Origin of the sequence: Vibrio sp. 10N.247.311.47 (assembly GCF_041467535.1) — a bacterium.
In the GTDB taxonomy this organism is placed as follows: domain Bacteria; phylum Pseudomonadota; class Gammaproteobacteria; order Enterobacterales; family Vibrionaceae; genus Vibrio; species Vibrio crassostreae_C.
The window spans coordinates 37,612-60,125 of the sequence record NZ_JBFSUR010000004.1 but is presented as its reverse complement, the minus strand read 5'-3'; the positions used below and the strand labels follow the sequence as shown (position 1 = coordinate 60,125).

Here is a 22,514-nt window from a genome sequence, read left to right as displayed (position 1 = left end):
TCCAAGCTCGACAACGGTCGATGATAGCGTACGGAATTGCTAGTTTGGTAACAACAAAAACTGTGGACATAATTATGAAACTCAACAAACGATCAATTCTTGCTGTGGCCATTTCACTGCTACTAGCGGCTTGTGGCAGTGATACTAAGCCTACCGTTCCTGTGCCAGACAGACCAGAACCGTTAGTTCCTGCACCTGCTGAACCATTTGATGCTCAAATCGGTAACGTAACGATTAAAGCGACCAAAGAAGAATTGGTTATTACTTCGAATACCGAAAATGACAAACTCGCATCTATTGAATCTTTCAAAGGGATTAAATATGCCGAGGCTCAGCGCTTTGAGCACAGCAATATGCTGCCTTTATCAGATAATACGGATGAGTTTGAAGTTATTGACGCAACTCAATTTGGGTATGCATGTCCTCAACTAAAAACGACATCACAAACGCAAGATGAGAACTGCCTTAACCTCAATATCTGGCGTCCAGCAGGCGTAGATTCTGATGCAGATCTACCGGTTTATGTATTCATTCATGGTGGAGACTTTGAATATGGCTCAAGTTCTGAAGCACTTGTGCATGGCGATACTGTTGTTGCTCAAGGAAGTGACGATGGTAAGCCTTTCATCTATGTAAACTTGAACTACCGTCTTGGTCAGTTAGGTACTCAATGGGTAGAAGGCGAAGATGAAGATGGCAACTATGGCCTAGGTGACCAAAAGCGTGCCTTGGAATGGGTACACAATAATATTGCTGATTTCGGTGGTAATGCTCAAAACGTGACTGTTATGGGTCAAGGTTCTGGTGCTATGTCCATTGGTTTCTTACAGCAAGATGAAGATATCGCAGGTCAATATTTCCAACGTGCCATCATGCAGAGCAACCCGTATGGTTTTGAGTACCCTAGTTATGACGTAGCTAAGGACCGCAACAATGACTTTGATGCAAACACTTCGATCGACGAGATCATGGCGTCGCAAGAAACAGCTTTGAATGGTATTGAACAGCTAAAAAATTGGTTATTGAGTTCGCTATCGGTTTCTGTTTCTTATTTGGGTCAAGAGTTGGAAGTAGGCCCTAAATCAGGAAAGACCCCTATGCCAACACTGATGCCATTTGCTCCTTATCTAGGTTGTGAGTCACTTGCTACCAGTGATGAGTCAGAGACAATATGTATAGAACCATCTAAATCACCACTAAATTCTGATTTTTCTGTACAAACGATTTTGGGAAACAATGCTCATGAAGCAAATAGTTTTGGGATGTTGTTCAGTGTGACCTTTTTGATTCCAACTATCATTGACGAATTTCTTTCAACTGAAGCAATAAAAGGTAAGCGTTCAGAGGCCATTGCCTTAGATGCGTTGAAATGGCTAGATGATGAGCACAATCAAGATCGTTTATTAGCAAGAATAAATAACATGAGCTCTAAGGACGTTGCTGCAAATGCAGGTCTTTCACTCACTGCATATACAGCTGTTACTGAACTATTTTGGGGGATGGATTCAACTGTTGATATAGGAGTTCTTACGCCAATTTGTCTAGCTAAAGACGACCCAATAGAAGTAATCGAATGTATCGCAAAAAATGTAGATATTGAATTAAACGGCCATGAACAAACGAATAAAGTTTTAAACCTAACTGACTTCTACCCTAACTCAGAATCTAGCTTAGGTGGCGCTCTTGACAACATGAAGCAATTTAAAACCTTGCTAAATGACACCTTGTTCAATGGTCCAGCTCGTCATATGGCAGCAAACAGCGGAGTAGAAGCAACGCTATACCACTTTGAGCACAAGCCAAGCTTTAACATGTGGAACTACAATACCTTGCCAAATGGTGAGCTATCCATCATCGATTTATTTAAAACGATTGGTTGTGTCAGCGGTGCGTGTAACGGTTCAGAGTTGCCGTTTGTATTTAACAAAGCCGTGCGTTTTGATGGAAGTGAAGTAAGACCATCAAGCAAGGATAAAGCACTAATGAACGAAATGTCGCGTCTTTGGTTTAGCGATGAATTGTTCGAAGGCCAACAGTACAGCGATGCTACCGACAATGTACTTGTAATTGATGGTACAGGATTCAGCGAAAACAGTACTACCTTAGACTGGGACTATGTCACAAACCCAGGTGTTGATCCTAAGCTTCGTAAAGGTCGCTTAACCGGTCTAGCAGAGGAAGGTCTTATGCCTTGGCAGTGGTACCTAAACTAAACATGCTCAACACCCTTCCTACTTTACGGCCAGCTCGCTGGCCGTTTTTATATCCAAATTTTACGTTCAAACGCAGGTAGTTATGACACTTAGCAAACTAAAAACCGTATGCACAATGATGTTGATTACTGTGGTCACAGGCTGCGCCCAACCATACCCCGATGTTGAACCTGACTTTGAGGCAAACTGGCAAAGCACAGAACACCAAGCCGAAGTGTACCTGATCCCGACTGCACCAGAAGCCTTTGCTCGTCGTATCGAGCTCGTTCGCCAAGCACAACACTCTATTGATATGACCTACTTCTCTTGGGAGCGTGACACGCTTGGGTTGATGCTTCTAAATGAGCTCAAGCAAGCGGCGGATCGTGAGGTTCATGTCCGACTGACCTTAGATGACCTACTGGTATTTAATGATAAATGGCTAGCGGAATTGGACTCACACCCCAATATTGAGATTCGACTGTTCAACCCTTTTGAATCACGTAAAGCTGGCTGGATTGGTCGTGCGTTCAACTTCTCCACTCATCAAAAACAACTGGATAATCGGCTTCACGAAAAGTACTTCAATGTTGATCATCACTCGATGATTTTAGGTGGAAGAAACATCGGTAATGATTACTTTGGCTATAGCGAGAATGCCAATTTCTTTGATATGGACGTTTTGTTTCGAGGTGACGTAATCGCATCTTTCGACAACAATTACCAAGCACTTTGGGACAGCCAATATGTGGTGCCAATTCAAGAGCTAATCAAAGTCAAAGAACAAGGCCAATACAAAGCGTTTACCAAGGCAATAAATAAAGGCGAGAAGAATAAAAAGCCGATCACTTTCGATATTGAGCAACAGATAGATCGCCTAAGCGAACCAAGGTTTATTAAAGCATCGGTAACCCCTTTATTTGATTCATTAGAGAAGCTCAATGACAACAAGCCCTACTTTCGTCAACGTACCGAGCACTTAATGAAGCAAAAAGCACCGACACCTTCTAAGGCTGTTATTTCTACGCCTTACATGGTGCCAAGCGATAACCAGTTTGTATTCATCGATGCCCTCAAAGAGCACCAAGCCGAAGTCACCTTACTGACGAATTCATCGGCCTCTAATGATTCGGGCTTTGTGCCTGCGTATTACGAAAAACACCGTGAGACTTTACTCAACAAGGGTATAAGTATCTATGAGTACAAAAGCCAAGCTATCAATGATGACCACTACTTTCATGTTGATACCTACTACCACAACAAGACCGTAATTTTAGATGAGCGTGTCACCTATATTGGTTCTTCTAACTTCGACCCAAGATCAGACTTTCTCAACGTTGAGTTTGGTGTGTTGATTGACAGTGAAGAGTTTGCGAAGCAAGTGACACACTACTTAACGCGTCAGAAAGAAGATTTGTTTTGGGCTGTGTCGCGAGAACAGTCTGGCGAGACGAGCTGGGCTTCAGGGGAACAAATCCATACTAAGAACCCGAACTACAGTTCGTGGAACAAAGTACCGAATTGGTTATTTCGAAAAATGAATGGCGAGTTCGAGCTTTAAGTGTCGAGCTTCGAATTTTAATTTTTAATCTTCCACCAGTCCAAATGCAAAAAAGCCGCGTAATTCGCGGCTTTCTCATGTTTCAAATAGACGTATCTGAGCTTAAAGACGGTAGGTCATCGCTCTTTGGGCTACATAGTTCACCATATCAAGTGTTGTGAAGATCGAATTAACATCGTTAATGTCGTAATCCACATGTCCACGCTCAACATACTGCTCAGCGAGACGATAAATATCGACGACACGCTCAGCTACCGCTTCCATAGGATCAATAAAAGTGACTGTTGGAAATGCCGTTTCAAGTTGCTTTCTAACCAAAGGAAGTTCCGTACACCCCAAAATAACCGTATCAACACCCTTCTATACGATGCTTTGAACCGCAAGAAGTGCCGCATTGCGGTCAAACTCGCCCGCTTTAATACCGTTGGTTTCTCGGATTGCTTGTCCACACGCGGTCATCTCGCCCGTCACTTCGCCATAGATAGCGCTATGAACGTTATGTTCTTGCTCAAAAGCATCTGGCTTAACGAATACGAGATTGGCGTCAGTTAGGTAACGGTCGTAGATTCCCGAGTTGTATGTGCCGTTGGTACATAAAATACCGACAATAGATTCAGGATTCTGCTCTTTGTTTTGATCAACCGTAGTTTGAAGCATATCGACGATATAAACATTGGTATGTTTTTGAACTTCAGGTCTGAAATAATGAGCAGTGTTGCAGGTCATAACGCCAAATTGAACGTTCGCGTGTTCTAAAATGCACGCGGATTCAATTAGCTCTGGAACAGGGTCGATACCGCCTTCGTTAATGGCTTCAGAGCGGTCTGGCATATCTGAATTTTTGACCGCAATCATGGCCATGTGGTCTTGGTCTTTAAGCGCGCCGTGTTCTATCTCTTTTTTTGGCGACGATATCTTGGAACAGAGCATCAGCTTCAGGCCCCCATATTGCCAAATACACCGAATCGTACCTTTTTCATTGTTTTTACCTTTGTGTTTGCTAGAGCACAAAGGTCATTACGCTCTGTCGATTTGCTTGAATCCCATTGGATAGATCGTATCCTCGCTAGAGCTTAAACAGCATACGAACATTAGAACTGAGTCCCCAAGGAAAAGTGAATACGAAACTCATCTCCTGCAGGCGCATCTAACCCGTAAGCAAAATCGAGTTTTACAGGCACCAATTGTGAGTTCCAAATCAAACTAAGACCTGTGCCGCGCTTCCAATCCGCTTCATCATCGAACGCATCACCAACATCAAAAAATGCGCCCATCCAGATTGAGCGGTAAACCTGATGTTGGTACTCAAGCCCTGCTGTTAGCATGTAACGTGCACCTGTTAATTCACCGTTGTCATCTTTTGGAGAAATCGATTCATAACCATAGCCTCGCAAGTTCCCATCGCCACCAGCAAAAAAACGCAGTGACGACGGTACATCCGACAACGATTTAGCTATGTTAATGCCGACATTTGAACGGAAATGGAGCTTCTGACTTTCGCTAATATCCCACGAAAGCACGCTGTTTCCTTCCAACCGCAACAACCTTGAATCAGAGAACAAACTAGGGTCAGAATACTCAACAGAATAGATGTGTCGATGATTGAGCTCCAATTGATCATTTTTACGATCAACCTGAGAAAAACTGATGCCAGGTAACAGTAATTGCGATTGGTCTTCCTCAGAGGCCTGACGGTACTGTTCATGCAAGTATTTGACGTAAATGGTACTTTGCCAATCGCTGTCTAATTGCCAATAACGTTCAAACTTAAGATCGTTTGAAAAGCTATTGGTGTCTCGATGATCAATTCGTTTCGATTCAAACTGAATACCAAAGTAATCGGTCGTGACTTTCTCCGTCGGGATTTTGTACCCTAACTGCAGCGATTGCTCTTGTTCAGACAAATATGTCTGTGTTTCAAAGCTGTGCCCTCGTCGGTTATACCAAGGCTTTGACCAATTTAAAGACGCTCTTAAACCGAGATCGGTAGAGTAACCACCACCCACCTGCACAATGTTGCGAGAGCTTGGCTCAGCAATGATTTCGACTGGTACTTCAAGATTGTCATCAAGATGATTAAAGTCACCGTGTACTACGACACTCCGAAACCACTGAGTTTCAAACAAGTCAGACTGCAGCTCGCCCAACTTGATGGTGTCGAAGTCGTCCCCTTGCTTAAATGTCGGAATTTTCTCTATACGCGCAGGTTCAACACCATCATCAGGAATGCTGATAGCGCCAAACTTGTAGCGTGGGCCACTAGAAAAATGCAGATGAATATTGGCGATGTTTTCACTAGGAATCACTTCGATCTTAGACTCAACAAACCTACCGTCAAAATAACCTTTACGCTTTGCCAAAGAGAAAATCGCCCGTTTAGTTTGGTCGTATTCTTGGTGAGATAATGGTGAGCCTGAATCTAACTTACTTTGCGTGAGTATTGTGATGAACTCTTCATCTTTACTCGCTTCACCGGTGACTTTTACAACCGATTCTGCAATGTACATGACAGGCCCAGAATCGATATTCAAGGTGAGGTAATCACTGTCATCAAGTTCGATATCTATCTGAGGATGATAATAGCCATAAGGGTTGAGCGCGTCTTGAACCCGTTTCAATAACTTAGTATGGGATAGCTGGGAAGCTGGGACATCAACCAAAGATTCTAAATATAACTCTACATTTTCAGTGAGAGTTTTGTCCAGCCCTTTAACCTTAAAGCCTGCGCCTATCGCAGCGGGGTGAGTAACCATGAAGAGTGAAACTGCCAGTATTACTTGTTTAATCGAGGTCTTCACGCCGTTACCCAGTTGCTTAAAACCAAGACAGGTTATGAGCAAAACATGAAATCGTAGAATCTCTTATGGAGGATCTCGCCCTACAAACTGACAATCCGTACCCTAAGTGATGGTAAAATTACTTATACAGTGACCTAACCCCTTATGAGAGAACACAAACAAGGCGCTAAATTAGCGCCTTTTAAATGGAAAAAACCAAACTACTCTGTTTGTTTAGAATCCACTGCCTACATTAAAGTAAACGGCACTTTCTTCATGGCTTTGCGCGTAGTCCATTCCAAGGTGTAAACCGTAACGTCTTGCGATTTGGTATCGGAACCCCACACCTCCAGCATTGATGGTGCTATCGTGACTTACGATGTTATCTTGCTTTGCAGTACCAGAACCGTAGAACCCAGACACCTTCCAACGATGATTAATGCTATACGTGAGTTGCCCTTGTATTGTTTCAATTTCATCACCTTGGTAGCGGTAAGAAGACACTCCGCGTAAAGACACATACGGCTTCGCTGTTGGGGAGACAAGCCGATCTTGTTGGTCGAAGTTTTGATAATTCGCGGCTAACCCTAGCATCCATTTCTGAGTGATTGGGATATAGGCTTCGCCATCTATGTTCAAATTTCGGTAATTGTAATCACTGCCAATCGCATCGTCGTACACCATGTAATCTGCAGACAATTTGTAACCTTTGGTTGGATAAAATAGATTATCTCTTGTGTCATATTCAGCTTCCAAACCTAGACCAGAAGTAACCGATTCATTACCTAAAATTCGGTCTAAAACCGTATTATCAAATTCAATCTCAGACTTAGCTAGTAACTGTTTTATCCCCAACATCCAAGGCGACTGTCCGATCCTAAATTGTACCTTTTGTGAAAGAACGGCCACTGAAGTTGATGTACCTATTCTAAGATCATGGTCTATCGGTCCCCAGTTAATTGATGTGTACAAATCCAAATTCGCAACACCAAAGCCACCACCACCTGTATAACGGATAGAGTCATTCATCCATGAACGTCTGTGACCACCAAAAACAAACCAAGTCTCGTTTTCTGTACCTACCGCCCCAACCACTGACATTGCAGAAGGAACAAGCTGCGCACCACCATCAATAGCAGATAGCGCTGCCTGCTTTCGTTGTCGCTTTTCTTCATCTGTCTCGTGTAAAAACAAGCCAGCTACACCGCCACCGTAACCTACTGCAGGTTCGGTAATCAAAATCGGAATAGGCAAAAAGCCATGGGCATTTTCTGCAAGGTGATGCCCCATATCAAATTGACCATCAACAGGATCATAAAACGATGCTAAAGAAGAAGTGGTAAACAGAGAGCAGGAAAGAAGAACAAAGCCGCCGTAGCGAGTCATAAGATTGGCCTCATAAAAAAGGCCGGGCAATGAAACCCGGCCAAAAGTCTGCGTCCTTGCAGTAAACATAGAAATTAAACACTTATTGCCGATAAAGGGGGTCCTTAATCGACAGGACTAGAATAGGCCAAACGGTGGTATTGCCCGACTCTCATATAGAGGGTCAAACCCATCAAAATATGACCTTTCCAACGAGGTGAAGCTCAGAGCGCGGATACAAAAAAAAGGCTCTAAGTGAGCCTTTTGGGGAAATAACTGCGTAAGTTACGGTCAAGAATTAATACATATAAACCATTGAAATGAAAAATTTATGGTCGGTAGTTACTGATTAATCGCTCTCGGTATTCTGAAATTACTGAAGTCAAAGAGCCCTTGATATCACTGACCTGTTTCGAATGAGGACACCATAATGCAAAACCAAATTTGAAACCTTCAACCATTTGAGCTGTTTGAATTGGTTCAATTTCGTGTTGAGAAAACTCTGGGTCAGAGAAAAATGATTTAGGTAAAAGTGCCCAACCCAAGCCTTCTTCCACCATTTTGATCACCAACGCAAGTTGATCGATCTCTTCGTGGTCTGAACTTACAACGATTTTTTCCGACATCCCTTCTTCAATCAGAGATCTCAGTACAAACTGTTTCGAGTTTCTTAAAGCAACCAGTACATCTTCTTTGTCTAAATTGGTAAATTCACCGCCCTTTTGTACGAACGGATAGAATTCAATATGGCCTAAAAAAGTTGCGTCTAAACTGTGCATCGCACGGCTATCGTGAACATTCACCAAACCGAAGTGATACTCACCGTCCTGTATCCCTTGCTTAATCACTTTCTTATTACGAACCAGAAAGTTAACTCGCATCATTGGGAAATCACGTTTGAGTTGCTTTCGAATATCGACAAGGACACGTTGAGGAATCACGCTTGAATAAGCGATTGTGATGTTTTCTAATCCCCCATAAGAAAGGCTCAACGCAAATTTGTCGAAGGTACGTGCTTGCTCAATGGTTTGCTTGGCATAGTGATAAAGAAGATGCCCATCTTCAGTGGGCTCTACCGAGCGGCCGACTCTTTCAAAAAGGTTTACTGCGAGTTGGTCTTCAAGGTTTGTAATTACCTGTCCGATTGTCGTTCTGTGCTTGTTGAGCTTAACGGCAGCTTTACTGAAAGAGAGCTGGTCATAAACGGTAACGAACGCGAGAAGTTGTTCAATGCTAAAATTCATTTTGGTGTGCTTATTTTTAATCGTTATATATTTAAATTATCACAGACTGACGAAATATCTACTTTGTCAGATAATAATAGTGAGATGAATTCGTCTGGTTTAAGCAAAAAAAAACCTACTTAAGTCAGTAGGTTCTATCATTGATGTGTAATTAACAACTTAAATATATTCGATAACTCGTGCTAAGTAGTTAAAGTCGCCTGAATCACCGTGGTAATTGCGATAAACATCGACACTGAAATATCTAGGTTGATCCGCTTGAATATGTTCAGCAATACGCTGCTCAATGGACTCTAGAGTTTCACCCGTTTGCGAGTAAATGTATTTCTTGGTGCTCTTTTGAAGCTGGCGTTGCTTGGCTTCTTTGTGAGTGACGTAATTGTTCACTTCAACCCACTTTCCAATGTAATCAATCGCCACGTAGTCCGAATTCTCTTCAACCATGATCAAAGCCGCTTCTTGCTGAACATCGGCCAGTTGTAGCATGTCATTGTCGACTTTTTGCTGATCCATTGAGGTTGCATTTTGTGCCATTGCAGCGCTAGAGGTTGCTAAGATAAGTAGCGTTAATGCTGTTCTTTTCATTTGATAATATCCCTAATTAAGGTAATTCGGTTACCCAAGGTTTGCCTTGAGTTGCTTTGTGATAACCATATTTGTATATGGTTAATAGGTAATGTTCATCAAACATGTCTTTGGTGCGTTTTGCATAACCAAAGTCGTGTTCCATATAAGTAAATTGCATATCGATATTGTTGATTTCACAGATGTATTTCATTCGATATAAATCACCACGCGTTTGTGCAAGCGTCAGGCTTGAGACGCTCTTTGCTACCAAATCGAGTCCCTTATCTCTCAACGAGTGATACGGGGCTTTCAGCGCACCATTTCGAATAACATCGAGTTGTGGTGGTGTTTCTAACCCAAGTGAATCTGAGATCTGTTGATAGTCGAAGTTAGAGGGATTGAAGAATACTTGAGTCGCTAAACCGCCATCGACGTGTAGTTCTTCAAAGATTTCATCTTCATGCTCTACATCGATGAACTGCGGTGGGAACACGCCAGGAATAGACGCACTTGCGGCCAACACTTTATATATGAGTTCAGACTTATCTGGCATGTCGCTATTTGCTATTGCACCTACATTCCAAATGACAAGCTCACCAGAATCAAAATGAGTGCTACCAATAAACAGACGTTTGCCACTGCGATGTTGCGTTGCAATTTGTTCAATCATCGGTTCAGGGAAAGCCTCAGCAATAAACTGGTACAAGTTTTCTCCATCGGTAAACGCATCTTTAAAGACAGTGTTCAAAAAGTTCTTTTTTCCGAGCACTGATTTATCATTAATGTTCAACATTACTTCTTTCATCTTCGAAAACGCATCTCCCCCGATAAACACAAACGGTGCAATTAACGCTCCTGCGCTGATGCCAGTCACTATGGAGTAGTCCTTCAGCTGACCTGACTCTTCAAGCCCTATCAATATACCCGCACCAAAAGCTCCGTTTGCGCCACCTCCGGACAACGCTAAGATGTTCAGTTGATCACCTGATACAGTAATCGGTGTGGTTTGATCAGTTGGAGAGTATAAGAAGTCTGGCGACTCACTCGCCCAAATACGCAATGGCTCAGCGACTGATGATGCATCTTCTACAGTGACTTCTTTGTAATTGTCTTTGTTTACGCGTACGTCTAGCGTGTGAGGTGAACTACAAGCCACTACCAGGAATGACAAAGCAACGGTAAGACCCGAAGAGATTAGACGGTTCATATTTAGGCTCATTTAGTGTTCTCTAAAATGATTCAGAGACTCTGTTTAATAAATAAGGAACCTAAAAAACAGAGAGGTTAATAAATAGGGTAAAGTGAAGTCCGTCTCTTTGTGGTCGTAATATAGCTAGTATCCGGCTTAATTCGTAATCTCGTTTGTAGGACGCTACCCATCGAATAGTCGCCCCCCTTAGCTTGACCTTAAGCACTGTTGGAGTTAATCGCTCTAGCCTATTTTGACCACGTTGAAATCGTGGGTCGGCTCAACAAATTCATATTGAGCATTAATCGTTTGTAATTCCCAAGTGCCATAACTCTTAGTCAGCTCCAACACACCATAGACAGCGTTGTTTGCATGACGAAATGCAGCCACCGGAGACATTCTTTTCATTAATCCCGCAGTAAATAGGCCAGAGATAAGGTCGCCAACACCAACTGGCTGTTTCTCAAATTCGATATTCGGTCGTTGGGCTAAATAGCATGCTTTTTTCGTTGCTAGGATCATGCTGAACGCATCATCGGATAATGAGTGCAGATGTTTCACGAGCACCATTTTTGGCCCAAGTTCCAGCGCTTTCTTACAGGCCGTAACCGCATCATAAAGCGAGTCGATTTTGGTATCGGTCAATTCGCTCAGCTCAAATTGATTTGGCACGATGACATCAGCTATGGGCAGCAAATGTTTGACAATAGCCGCTTTCACGCCATCATCAACAATGCAACCTTTGTCCGGGTCGCCCATTACAGGGTCACAAATGTAGAGTGCGCTATGGTTCTTTTCTTTAATGAGGTTAACCGCCTCGGCAACCGCTTTGCATTGGTCTGCACTTCCTTGATAACCCGAAAGGATTGCGCCACAGTCTTTCAATGCACTGATGTTGTCTAAGCCTCGAATTAAGTGTCGAATATCGTCTGAACTAAATGTTTGGCCTGTCCAACCTTGCTCATATTGAGTGTGATTCGAGAACTGAACAGTATGGATTGGCCACACATCGAGTCCCATTCTTTGGATTGGAAAAACCACAGAGCTGTTGCCTGCATGCCCATAAACCACGTGAGATTGAATAGAAATAATACTTTTCATACGCCGCTCTTCTGATTTTGTCGGAATGAATTTCGCTTGGATTTGGCGACTAAATAAACACAACGATTGCATCCAATAGATAGCTACTTGAACACTGTGCTTATTTGGTCGGAATAGCCTCGACATCGCCGAGGCTTATTCTTAGTGATTTGAACATCGATGACTTAAAATCATGTATTCACTTCTAAGCTTGATTAGAACTTATGCGCCTTGAAACTCAGAGAAGTGTTCGTCTAACACCTTGCGAGTTGCGCGGCCAATTAGTTCATACTCATGGTGAGTCAGGTTAGCCAGTGACACACGAACAGAAGCGTGAACTACATCGAAGCCTTTGCCAGGAAGCAAAATAACGCCTGTTTCGTGTGCAAGTCGGAACAGGAAGTCTTTGCCCTTTTCATTCGCTTTGAACCATTCAACGAAAGCTGGGCCGTACAATTTGCCGCCCAAAGTGTCGAGCTCAAGCAATGTGTAGTAGTCCACACGATCTTTGTTTTCTTCAATTTCTACACCCATGTTTTTGTACAACGTTTTGTAGCGCTCGCGAATGATACGTTTGCACGCTTCTTTGTAGTTTTGCTCTGAGTCCATTAGGCAATTCAATGAGAACAGTGCCATCTGAACTTGTTGTGGTAGTGAAAGACCTGCTGTGTGGTTGAGTGCAACACTTCGGCTGTCGGCAACGATACGGTCGATGAACTTAATACCGCGTGGTTCTGGGTCTAACGTCTTGTAACGCTCATCCAGTTCAAGTTGACGCGTTTCTGGTAGGCTACGCATTGCATCATCGAACACATTATTGTGTTGAATCGCAATCGAGCCAAGGCGCCAGCCTGTCGCACCAAAGTACTTAGAGAATGAGTAAACACAAAGCGTGTTGTATGGAAGTTTGGCAAACAGAGAAACGAAATCGTCTGCGAATGTGCCGTACACATCATCGGTGATAATGAACAGATCACTACGTTGTGTGTTCACGAAGTCTGATAGGTTATTCAGAGTCTCATCAGAGAACTTCACTGATGCAGGGTTTGCAGGGTTCACCACACACAGCAGTTTGATGTCTTTGTCTTCAAGCTTCTCGATTTCAGACATAGGTAACTGCCATGTTGTCTCATCTAAACGAAGCTCTACAATCTCTAGTTCGTATTCTGAAAGCTCAGGGATTTCTAAGTAAGGAGTGAAGATTGGTGTGATCAACGCAACCTTATCGCCTTTCTTTAGTAGACCGTTGTGAAACATGGTTTGGAACGTGTACGTCATTGATGCAGTGCCACCTTCCGTTGCAAACAGATCGAAATCCGTCGTCATTGGCATTGGACCGTACATCTCTTCTGCAATGTATTGTTTTACTACGCTTTCGATATTCGTCAACATGCGTGGTGGTACTGGGTAGTTACACGCTAAGTACGCATTCACAAGCTCATTTAAGAACACTTGCTTCTCAATACCTAAGCGATCTTTTGCGTAGCTCAGAGCTTTTTCAATGAATTGAACACCTGGGTTCTGTTGATTGTTGTTTGCGTAAGAATCAAAACGCTCAACAATACCAACACCATCTGGAATACCACCAAAGCTACCGTCTAAATATGAGTATGTACGCTCCGCTTCCATTACTGCGAATTCACCTAAACGAATAAATGCTTTACGTGGCAGCGTTGCTAGGAAGTTTGGATTACCACGGCCTGCATCTAATAAAGCACGGTCTGGTACTGTTTGCGCGACTTCAATTAATTTGTCTTTTAATTCAAACGGGCTTAAATTAGCGAATTTTGAAAAGTCGATAGTAGTATTTTTTGTAGTCATAATATTTACCTAATAATTTAATCTTAAACACTTCTAATTAAATAAAGTGTTTTACTTAAGTGTGATTATTCAGGCCTACCCTATTTTTTGATTGGGTAGGTCTGTTAATAAGTTGATAATTGTTTTAAATCTATAATGAGTTCGCGGTTTTAATTACATACCCGCATTAACGGTAATAATGCCGACGATAATTGGTCCCCATAGAGTCAGTAACACGTTGGCTACTGCGTAAGTCACAGTGAAAGAGAATACTGGCGTTGCATTGCCTGTTTTTTCCATCAATGCTGCGAATGCTGGGTTTGCACTTCGACCACCAGTCACACAACCTAACGCTTCTACTGGGTTCTTGATCTTCAATACAAAGTACGAGAAGAAGAATGAAATAATCTGTGGAATGATGGTGACTGCCATACCCAAGAACAGAAGTGACATACCGTGTTCTTTGATGGTATCAACCGCTTGGGGGCCTGCTTGTAGGCCAACAATACCTACAAATGCCGCTAGACCAAAGTCACGAATGAAGTTTGCTGCACCCACTGGGAACTGAGCGACATGTGGGTTTCGGCTACGTAACCAACCAACAAGTAAACCAGAGATCAAACAACCTGCACCAGAACCAATCGTTACGGGAATACCTGCAATCTTGAAGCTAATTAAGCCAATAAGAAGGCCCAACACCATACCGAAACCGAGTACGATGAAGTCAGTCATAGTCGCAGAACCCATTCGCTTACCGATGTATTTTTCAACTCGGTTGATGTCTTGAGCCGTACCCGTTAGCTGGATAACATCGTTCTTCTCAACAATAAGGTCTTGAGTAATGGCCACTGAAGTACCTGCACGCATGTAGTCTGTCACATACACGCCGCGGAATGAGCGTTGATTTGAGCTGTCTTTGATTTCTTTTAGCGAGCGACCTATTAGCTTGCGGTTATCAGCGATAAGTTGACGATTTTCTTCAATAACTTCATAGCTTTCCGGTAATGCTACTTCATTGCTTTGTGCCTCGCTCTGTAGCTCATGAACCGCATTTCTACGGCCGGTAACCACAACAAGGTCGCCTGCTTTAAGCGCTGTGAACTTGTCTGCACTTAGCTCTTTTCCGTCGCGCTCAATAAGTTCGATACACGCAGCAAGTGATGATTGATTCAATTGTGCTAGCGTTTTCCCAATCAGTTTATCGTCGTTAGTTACTTTAAAAGCACGTGTCACTAGAGCGGTTACCGCGTTAAATTCGCCGTCTGCTAAATCGCGTTTGCCGTTCGAGTTTTTCTCTTCTAGAGCGATAGCTTCAGATCGGATATCCCACTTCATGAGCGTTGGGAATACCCAAGTCACCATCAAGATTGGACCTAAAGAACCAAAGATATATGTTACGGCGTAACCAACAGCGACGTTAGTTTGCATTAGGTGTTTGGCTTCTTCGGATACGCCGCCTAAACGTGCAATCGCATCGCCTGCAGTACCAATGATTGCAGATTGAGTTAAGCCACCAGCCGCTAGACCTGCAGCAGTACCTCTATCTAGGTCAAATAACCACGCAGCAGCAAGCACACATAATAAGCCTGAAACCGTCATAACAACCGCAGAGAGCAGAATGTTAATGGTTCTGAAGTTAAGGGCTTTAAAGAATTGCGCACCGCCTTGATAACCCACAGCATAAATAAAGAGCGCAAAGAAAATACTTTTTACGCCGGGATCAATCTGAACACCAAATTGTCCAATAATTACGCCCATTAATAATGTTCCGGCTACCCCGCCTAAAACAAATCGGCCGATAGTAATTTTACCAACCATATAACCCAATGAGAGTGTAATAAATAATGCGACAAATGGTGCCATGTCAAACAGATTAGAAATAATGTCCATGACAAATTTACTCTTGTTACTAAATATAAGGAGTAAATAATCTAACGAATAACTTAATAATGATATTTGTTGGATTATTCAAATTAATACAGCGTCTCGCTGCTTCGAAGTGAATATTAGTTAGAAAAGTGTTTTTAATGTAATCCCATTTGATGGATCTGATCATCGCATCGTCAACTGTCATGTTCACATAACGAACAATTAAGAACTAAGCCTTTGTTTATATTGAAACTTCAATAGAGCCATCTTTGAAAATAATTTTGAAATTATTTCAGTTTATTTTGCTCTACGTAAAGCTTTGTAGCATAGTTCAATGACGCTAAGTCTCGAACCTACGATCTAATCAACTACACTCGTCATACGTCTTAATCATATACCTTAGCCTCATTATAAAAATCAACTTGAAGCAACACAATCAAGCGGCTATTAAACGAACTCTCTGACCTTTTAAATTAATGAAGAAACTAGAAGTGGATGGATCCGACTTAAACAAAGTAAGTGTGATAGTGCAGGTATATTCACTGATTTAGTCTTCACGAAAACCCTTATGGTGAAGAGAATCTTCTCAATACCACTGGGTGGGTCATCGACTTATATTTAGGTTAGAGCATAGTACGGATGGCCAACGTAGAGTGCAGACAAAACTGCATGTCGCAGTTAATACAAACACTCCAAGCATCATCGAGGTATATGGAGATAGTCCTTATGACACGAAAGCTTGTCGCTTTGGTCTGCCTTACGTTCAAAGTTGCCTTTCTGGTCTACCAACTGATATACACCTTTACCTTAGCTATCAGTTCTAAATGTTCTTGTAGCTTCTCAGGAGATTGAAAGGAAGCATGACAAATTTCATCAAATCTAATCATAGTAGATTTCAAGTAGATCATCACTCTTCCATTGAGTTACTAAATATTAGTAATACTTATCACAGAACATGTCTTGTTAGCGCACTATGATTTCGACTTAACGCCATTACATCATCTACCAACTTCTCGATTTGCTTTTGCTGCATTTGCATTCGGCCTTGGAAGCTTTGATATTCACTTTCATCCACTAATGCTAAACCATTCTCTCTAGCTTGTTGCTTAAGGAATTGTAGTTCAGGGGTTTGACTGCGCAACTCATTTGCCAAGTCTTGTTTTAATATTCTTTTTGCCAACGCATGTTCGAATCCATGCTCTTGGAACCAAGTATTGGTGTTGAATACGGCATTGTAGTACACATGAACATTTTGGCTTGTTACGTTTTTCGCCTTCGCCAACTCAAAAATTAAGTCGTTTAAGGAGAGGTCTTGCGGAACGGTTGGAGCTGGAAGAGCTGCAGCTGTGGGCATACTGTCGAACGCACGAATGACATTTAGATGAAACTTAGGGCTAACCCACATTGCATAAGAATAAACAAGTTCTTTGCATACCCAAGTCCCCGCATTACTACCGCCACGTTTGGTGTTTACAGCAAAGCAGAAATTACTGCTTTGCTCAATTTCATTAACCAGTTCTTGAGTTTGCTGATTCTTGATAAAAATACTTGGACGATGTCGATTGTGTCCACCACTCGCTTTATGCAGGTCATTTAACGAATACAAATTATCAAGTGTGCGGATGTCTTTAGAAAGGATTGTTAGATTTGGCATGATGGCCTCCTTGAGATTTAGCCTGCTAAATCACCACTCGGAGTTCCTACGCTTCGGGTGGTGAACTGAACAGGGGTAGGAATACCGCTCTCAAGGACACGGCCAGCCGAAGCTGCCCTGCCCAGCCCACCATAATTCAGATGCATTTTGCTTAATAGATAAGCAAAGCCACCATGTTTAGATGTGCCGAAGCCGCACATGAAAAAAACCAGCAAAAAGCTGACGTCCATGCGCCTTGAGAAAAACAAAACGGGTTCCTACGCCCGGCACTGGATTTTGCCAGTGCCGTTACAGATTAACGATGTGGGAGATCGGTGTCAAACGTTTAATAACGTTGCATATTGTATAGAGTACGACTCTTACAATCGGCTTGCCTTACCCATGAACGTAGACAGGATTGAGACAAAAAATTCCAGAGAAAACACGCGGTTCCAGATAGACAAAATGTTTACACGGTCCATTGATGAAGGAAAGTCCGCTGTTCTCGATGGGTATATTAAGATGACTAAACAATTAGATCTCAATCTAGTAGCGGAAGGAGTTGAAAATAAACTCGAAGCTAAAGGGCTTTTATTCAGAGGCGTCTTTCAACATCAAGGTTACTATTACGCCAAACCTATGCCGATTGAAGATCTCCATCGCTGGGCTTTAGCTCATGGTTATACTCACGAGCGGATTAGTGAGACGCTCACAAAAACGTCATAAAGCTTACCTTAATCCACAACGAAAAGATGTTGTTGCTAGTACTCCTGGTTTAGCCTATTGGAGCCCAACCAGGATAGCAGACCGTTTCCGCCTTATACATCAGAGCATGTTCTTCAGAAAACCCTTTTGGCCCCGTTCTTTCACGAGCTATCGAACCCCAAGTCCATTGTGCGTTTCCGATGTTTTCAAACATTGTCTTCCCCATTAATGTTGATTAATACTGACTACGTTGATATCGCAGTCTTTGAACTCAAAGTCGAAAAACACATTCGTCGGCTTTTTATTCCATCTGCATACCAACACCCGCATCACCGTAAGAGTGGCTGCCTTCACTATTGCAAAAAGCGCCGCCGATGGGCGCAGGCCTGCGTAATATGCCTAAAAAGTTCAGGAGCCTTATCTGGGGCGACGTCCAAGGCTGTTTTTCTACTCAATTAAGCATGCTGGTTGAGTGGTTCAACAGAGTTACTTGGGAATACCAGACACCACACCCTTTGGGTGTGCGTATTCTACTACAAGAATGCACAAGCCAGTTTGTAGCACGGCTCTTGAGAGAGAGCCCATTGTTTTGTTCTTTTAAAAGAGCAAAACAATGTCCTTAAAAGGAGTTTAAATAATGCAAATTGTATACGGATATTGTCGTGAAGATGAGGCGGTGAGTTTATTGGACCGCTTTGTTGAACAAGGGGATTTTGTCAGCTTCAAAGAACTGGGCTCGGTCGGGCGTGAATACATGGCATTTGCTGCTTTGTTGCCTTTTACTGACCGCCTCCCCTTTCCTTTCTATTGGAAAGGTGTTCATTTCGTTTCGGTTCAAAAACAAACCCAATCAGTCCGTCAACTCACGCCACCACCATCAAAGAATGCTCGCAAAAAACATTATCGTAAACTCAAGAATACGATCATGACCCCTCAAAATTGGAAACAACACGTCAGTCGCAATCGCGGTTTGAAGTATGTAAACGCTTCCTTGTTGCCTTTAATGTAATCGAGAAGAACCATGGGGCTCAACGGCAACACCTTCACTCATGCGGCCCAAAGCATTCCCCAAAATATGGGGAACTAACAACGTCCATTTTTCAACCCACCAGATGCACGACACCCCTTTTGATAAAGGCGGTGCGATGTCGTGCCTCTTTTATTTACATTTAAAGGTAACCACATGAAAGATAAAACCTCACGCTTCAACCTTCCTCTTACGTATTGGCGTCACTTTTGTACGCTCATGGCCGTCTACTTTGCCTGTGCGTCACCCGCTTGCGCTGATGACCTTTTTGCCAGTGGTAAAGATACCGTGACCAACACGGTCGGAACGGGGTCTTCTGGCGAGTTCTACATTCTGGTGGCAGGCCTGATTGGCGGCATCATCGTTGGCATCATGCAAAAGAACTGGGTGGGTGGCATCATCGGCTTTTTCGTTGGCGTGGTGTTCTGGGAAGTCGGTAAAGGGTTTGTAGGTTTGTAGGCTTATAAACCACATAAGGAGAGCGCGAAACTATTCGCCTTATTTCACCATGGATCATCAAGACAAACAAACCCTCTTCGCTTTTCCAAACTACTTACAAACCGACGTCAAAATAGTCGGATTTCCAATCGATGAAATACTCCCTTCTATCTTGTTGTTTTTGATGTTGTTCAACATCAATCGGTTGGTCGCGGTCGCCGTGTGTATCGGATTTTTCCTCACCATTCGCAGCTTAAAAGTCCGACACGGCCCCAAATTCATCATTCACTTCATCCACTGGTATGGGGATGACACAGCGAATAAAACCATTTTTAAACGCACGCCCCCCGCCACAAAAAAATATTGGATTTACTGATGCTCAATGAACATAACGGCGAGGCGCTTAAAGCGGCTCGCTTTATCAATTACGTCCTCACCGCGGTGGTGTTGATCACCGCCTTAGGAACCGCTGGGTTGAGTTTTGTTTTATTAAGCCAAAACCAAGCGGAAAAGCGCACCTTCGTGCCACCTCATATCGACCGAGCGTTTACGATCTCAAGCGATGCGGTTGATGAAGCGTATCTGTCTATGATGGCCGATTGGTGGATACACCTAAAATTTAATGTCACGCCCTCTAACGTTAAACGTCAATTCAACTTACTCATTACCTACGTGCCGCCTAAATACTGGAGCGGCTTACAAGACAAGTTAATGCGAGAAGCCGAATTTATCATCGAGAACGACGTCACCAGTTTTTTTGAAGTTGACACGCTGTCTATCAATCTCAATGAAATGAAAATACGGGTCAGAGGCACACTCAACAAAACCATCGCGGGGCGCACACTCGACCCTGAGCCCGTGACGTATCTACTCCAAGCCAATTATTCAAGTGGCTTGATTGAACTTCACACCATAGCTAAAGAGATACCGTTATGAAAATACGCTTGATTTATGCTTTTGTTGGTTTGTTGTTACCCATCATAAGCCACGCCCATACGATTGACGCAAAGACCTACTATTTTGAGCAAAATGACACCATTGTGTTGCCCTTATCCTCAGTCAACACCAATCGTTTAGTGGTGAAAGACGACAAGATATTAAACCTTCATTGCCCTAGAGGATTTTGTCTCGCTAAAGCCAATCAACGAGACCAATCGGGCTCTATTACCGTCAAACTCAACATCGCCTTGCCTTTTACCGCGCACGTCACCACAGAAAAAGGCCAAAATTTCTCGCTTTTTATTAATCCTAAAGCCGTCCCTGCGGTGGTCAGCGAGTTCATTTCGCTTCGCTCTACTGAAGAGAAAAGTGTCTTTGAAAAAGATCTCGAATACCCTTTGGCCTTGGGGCAACTCTCCAAACAAATGATACATTGGCAGCGCTCCAAGACGCCTATCCCAGGGTTTCGTGTCCATCCGATTGACCCAGAGACACTCCCTAAAGACACGTCACCACTGGCCATTATTCCGCAAACCCTGTTTGTCGGTCGCCCTTTCTCAGGGCTTATTTATCAAGTTAAAAATCAATCCAGTGACACCGTGACACTGACCGAAGCGCAATTTTACAGTTACGCCAGCCGGAGCGCCTCGCTTGATCGTTATACCTTGGCCCCAGGTGATTCCACCCATCTGTACATCATCACAGGAGGACACTAATGAGACGATTTAAACAGTGGCTTTTAAGAGAGTCGGACTTAGAGGATGGAGTCAATGCCAATAAGCAAAGTAAGCAACGCAACCAAATACTCAGCTTATTGACCGTTGCGCTCTTGGTCGCGGTTTTTTTTGCATTTAAAGCCTTTAAACAACCTCGCTCCTCGCTTGATATTGCGCAAGAGGTCGTTGAGTCAGCCCCCAATTTTGGGGAAATCATTACTGATGATTTTACCGACAAAGACAACCGCTCAGCCTTGACCTTACAAGGTCAAGACATTGAAGACGTAAAAGAGAAGATGGAAAACCTCAATCGAGACGTCGAACGTTTGATAACGAGCAATGAAAATACGCTCACACAAATGAAAAAAGAGAACGAAACCTTACGCGATGAAATACGCCGCCATCAAGAAGTGCAGCGCGCCGTCGCCTTGCCATCAACCCCATCACCAGCCTCAAAGGAAACCCGTCACCTCACCGTCATGGGAGAGCCTGCGCCGTTTGGATCGCGCCCACTTCCTCCCAAACCTTTGCCCTCTTACGCCACCAATGATCTGCAAAAAGAGAGCTTTCAATACAGCAACGCCGATAAGGCCTCGTTTGATGACCAAGGACAAGCGTTTGACTCGTTTGATTTTTTTTGGACAGCCTCCTCAGAGTCAGCGTATCAACGCACCGTCGACAATTACGTCCCGTCGGGCACTTTTGTGACCGCCAAAATCACCGGTGGCGCGGATGCCAATGCCGGAGCGTTCGGTCAAAGCGATACCGCGCCTATCGTGTTTCAAACCGTGCATGAAGGCGTGTTGCCCAATGGAGAAAAGAGCCACCTCAAAGACTGCACCATTATTGGGAGCGTGTACGGTGACCTCTCTTCCAATCGCGGCGTGGCGCGCACTCACACCCTCAGTTGCATTCGGGACGGTCGCATTTTAGACATTCCTGTACAAGGCACCGTCTTTAACTTTGGCCGCAATGGCATCCGTGGTACTTCAATTTTGCGTAACGGTAAAATCGTCCAAATGGCGGGCATCTCAGGCATCTTAACCGGACTGGGTGAGACGGGGGCGGGATTGGCCAGCACCACCTCAACCTCAGCGCTGGGCTCAACGTCGAGCCTCAACAGCAAGGATGTGGGATTAAGTTTATTGGGCAATGCCACCTCAGACGTGGGGAGTAAGCTTTCGGATTACTACATTGCCTTAGCCGAGTTATATCACCCCTTCATCGAAATCAATCCAGGGGGCATCGTGAATATCGTCTTTACGAAAGGGTTCCCTCTCGATGATGAGGAAGTAATCAAACGCTATGTTGATTATCAAGCAAAAGAGCAAGAGCAAGCAAAACCGGACACCCTTTTAGAAACCATCACCCTCAACCCTCTCGCGGCAGAAGTTAACCAACAACTAAATTAA

General features: G+C 43.4%; 19 protein-coding genes and 1 pseudogene. 9 read left to right on the top strand and 11 right to left on the bottom strand.

The genetic code is table 11. The annotated features are described in order from the left end of the window. Positions 1-74 precede the first annotated feature (74 nt). Both AB6E51_RS04000 and AB6E51_RS03995 read left to right on the top strand, forming a co-directional pair. Positions 75-2,213: a carboxylesterase family protein gene (locus AB6E51_RS04000; RefSeq protein WP_102332926.1), complete on the top strand. Its 2,139-nt coding sequence runs from the start codon at positions 75-77 to the stop codon at positions 2,211-2,213. A gap of 82 nt (positions 2,214-2,295) precedes the next feature. Next, on the top strand, positions 2,296-3,753 hold the full coding sequence (locus AB6E51_RS03995) for a phospholipase D family protein (protein ID WP_102332927.1): 1,458 nt from the start codon (positions 2,296-2,298) through the stop codon (positions 3,751-3,753). Between the two features lie 102 nt (positions 3,754-3,855). On the opposite strand, the pseudogene AB6E51_RS03990 reads toward AB6E51_RS03995, so the two are convergent. The 10 genes and pseudogenes from AB6E51_RS03990 to AB6E51_RS03945 form a co-directional block, all read right to left on the bottom strand. Continuing rightward, positions 3,856-4,733, bottom strand: a pseudogene (locus AB6E51_RS03990) (aspartate/glutamate racemase family protein). A gap of 111 nt (positions 4,734-4,844) precedes the next feature. Then, positions 4,845-6,563 (bottom strand): autotransporter assembly complex family protein, encoded by a 1,719-nt coding sequence (locus AB6E51_RS03985; RefSeq protein ID WP_102332935.1) that lies wholly within the window; start codon positions 6,561-6,563, stop codon positions 4,845-4,847. Between the two features lie 201 nt (positions 6,564-6,764). Then, positions 6,765-7,916 carry a BamA/TamA family outer membrane protein gene (locus tag AB6E51_RS03980; RefSeq protein WP_102332928.1) on the bottom strand — a complete coding sequence of 384 codons (1,152 nt, stop codon included), beginning with the start codon at positions 7,914-7,916 and terminating at the stop codon, positions 6,765-6,767. A 308-nt stretch (positions 7,917-8,224) separates the two neighbouring features. Beyond that, positions 8,225-9,139 carry a LysR family transcriptional regulator gene (locus AB6E51_RS03975; protein ID WP_102332929.1) on the bottom strand — a complete coding sequence of 305 codons (915 nt, stop codon included), beginning with the start codon at positions 9,137-9,139 and terminating at the stop codon, positions 8,225-8,227. Between the two features lie 159 nt (positions 9,140-9,298). After that, the gene (locus AB6E51_RS03970) at positions 9,299-9,652 is read right to left on the bottom strand and encodes a hypothetical protein (protein WP_372042757.1); all 354 of its coding nucleotides are present in this window, start codon (positions 9,650-9,652) and stop codon (positions 9,299-9,301) included. A gap of 88 nt (positions 9,653-9,740) precedes the next feature. After that, the gene (locus AB6E51_RS03965) at positions 9,741-10,913 is read right to left on the bottom strand and encodes a patatin-like phospholipase family protein (RefSeq protein WP_102332931.1); all 1,173 of its coding nucleotides are present in this window, start codon (positions 10,911-10,913) and stop codon (positions 9,741-9,743) included. 225 nt (positions 10,914-11,138) lie between these two features. Next, positions 11,139-11,996, bottom strand: coding sequence for a pyridoxal kinase PdxY (pdxY, locus tag AB6E51_RS03960; protein WP_102332932.1), 858 nt, complete (start codon positions 11,994-11,996; stop codon positions 11,139-11,141). 201 nt (positions 11,997-12,197) lie between these two features. Further along, positions 12,198-13,796, bottom strand: a complete 1,599-nt coding sequence (locus tag AB6E51_RS03955; protein ID WP_102332933.1) for a bifunctional aspartate transaminase/aspartate 4-decarboxylase — start codon at positions 13,794-13,796, stop codon at positions 12,198-12,200. Positions 13,797-13,949: 153 nt separating this feature from the next. Next, a complete protein-coding gene (gene aspT / locus AB6E51_RS03950; protein WP_154723770.1) occupies positions 13,950-15,665 on the bottom strand; it encodes an aspartate-alanine antiporter in 1,716 nt (571 codons plus the stop codon). Between the two features lie 925 nt (positions 15,666-16,590). Further along, on the bottom strand, positions 16,591-17,298 hold the full coding sequence (locus tag AB6E51_RS03945) for a KilA-N domain-containing protein (RefSeq protein WP_102333082.1): 708 nt from the start codon (positions 17,296-17,298) through the stop codon (positions 16,591-16,593). Between the two features lie 198 nt (positions 17,299-17,496). Between AB6E51_RS03945 and AB6E51_RS03940 the strand changes: the two genes are divergently transcribed. Further along, the gene (locus AB6E51_RS03940) at positions 17,497-18,003 is read left to right on the top strand and encodes an EAL domain-containing protein (RefSeq protein ID WP_235612492.1); all 507 of its coding nucleotides are present in this window, start codon (positions 17,497-17,499) and stop codon (positions 18,001-18,003) included. Positions 18,004-18,052: 49 nt separating this feature from the next. Here the strand turns inward: AB6E51_RS03940 and AB6E51_RS03935 are convergent, their stop codons facing one another. Continuing rightward, positions 18,053-18,196, bottom strand: coding sequence for a hypothetical protein (locus tag AB6E51_RS03935; RefSeq protein WP_154723771.1), 144 nt, complete (start codon positions 18,194-18,196; stop codon positions 18,053-18,055). Between the two features lie 423 nt (positions 18,197-18,619). Here AB6E51_RS03935 and AB6E51_RS03930 point away from each other — a divergent pair, with 423 nt between their 5' ends. The 6 genes from AB6E51_RS03930 (at position 18,620) to AB6E51_RS03905 (ending at position 22,514) form a co-directional block, all read left to right on the top strand. Further along, the gene (locus AB6E51_RS03930) at positions 18,620-18,991 is read left to right on the top strand and encodes a hypothetical protein (RefSeq protein WP_102333079.1); all 372 of its coding nucleotides are present in this window, start codon (positions 18,620-18,622) and stop codon (positions 18,989-18,991) included. A gap of 141 nt (positions 18,992-19,132) precedes the next feature. Further along, positions 19,133-19,468, top strand: coding sequence for a type IV conjugative transfer system pilin TraA (locus AB6E51_RS03925; protein ID WP_235612494.1), 336 nt, complete (start codon positions 19,133-19,135; stop codon positions 19,466-19,468). A 49-nt stretch (positions 19,469-19,517) separates the two neighbouring features. Then, positions 19,518-19,823 carry a type IV conjugative transfer system protein TraL gene (gene traL, locus AB6E51_RS03920; RefSeq protein ID WP_016800278.1) on the top strand — a complete coding sequence of 102 codons (306 nt, stop codon included), beginning with the start codon at positions 19,518-19,520 and terminating at the stop codon, positions 19,821-19,823. Next, positions 19,823-20,383: a type IV conjugative transfer system protein TraE gene (gene traE / locus AB6E51_RS03915; RefSeq protein WP_102333077.1), complete on the top strand. Its 561-nt coding sequence runs from the start codon at positions 19,823-19,825 to the stop codon at positions 20,381-20,383. Before traL ends, traE begins: the two co-directional genes overlap by 1 nt. Beyond that, a complete protein-coding gene (gene traK, locus AB6E51_RS03910) occupies positions 20,380-21,102 on the top strand; it encodes a type-F conjugative transfer system secretin TraK (protein WP_102333076.1) in 723 nt (240 codons plus the stop codon). Before traE ends, traK begins: the two co-directional genes overlap by 4 nt. Then, on the top strand, positions 21,102-22,514 hold the full coding sequence (locus tag AB6E51_RS03905) for a TrbI/VirB10 family protein (RefSeq protein ID WP_102333075.1): 1,413 nt from the start codon (positions 21,102-21,104) through the stop codon (positions 22,512-22,514). Before traK ends, AB6E51_RS03905 begins: the two co-directional genes overlap by 1 nt.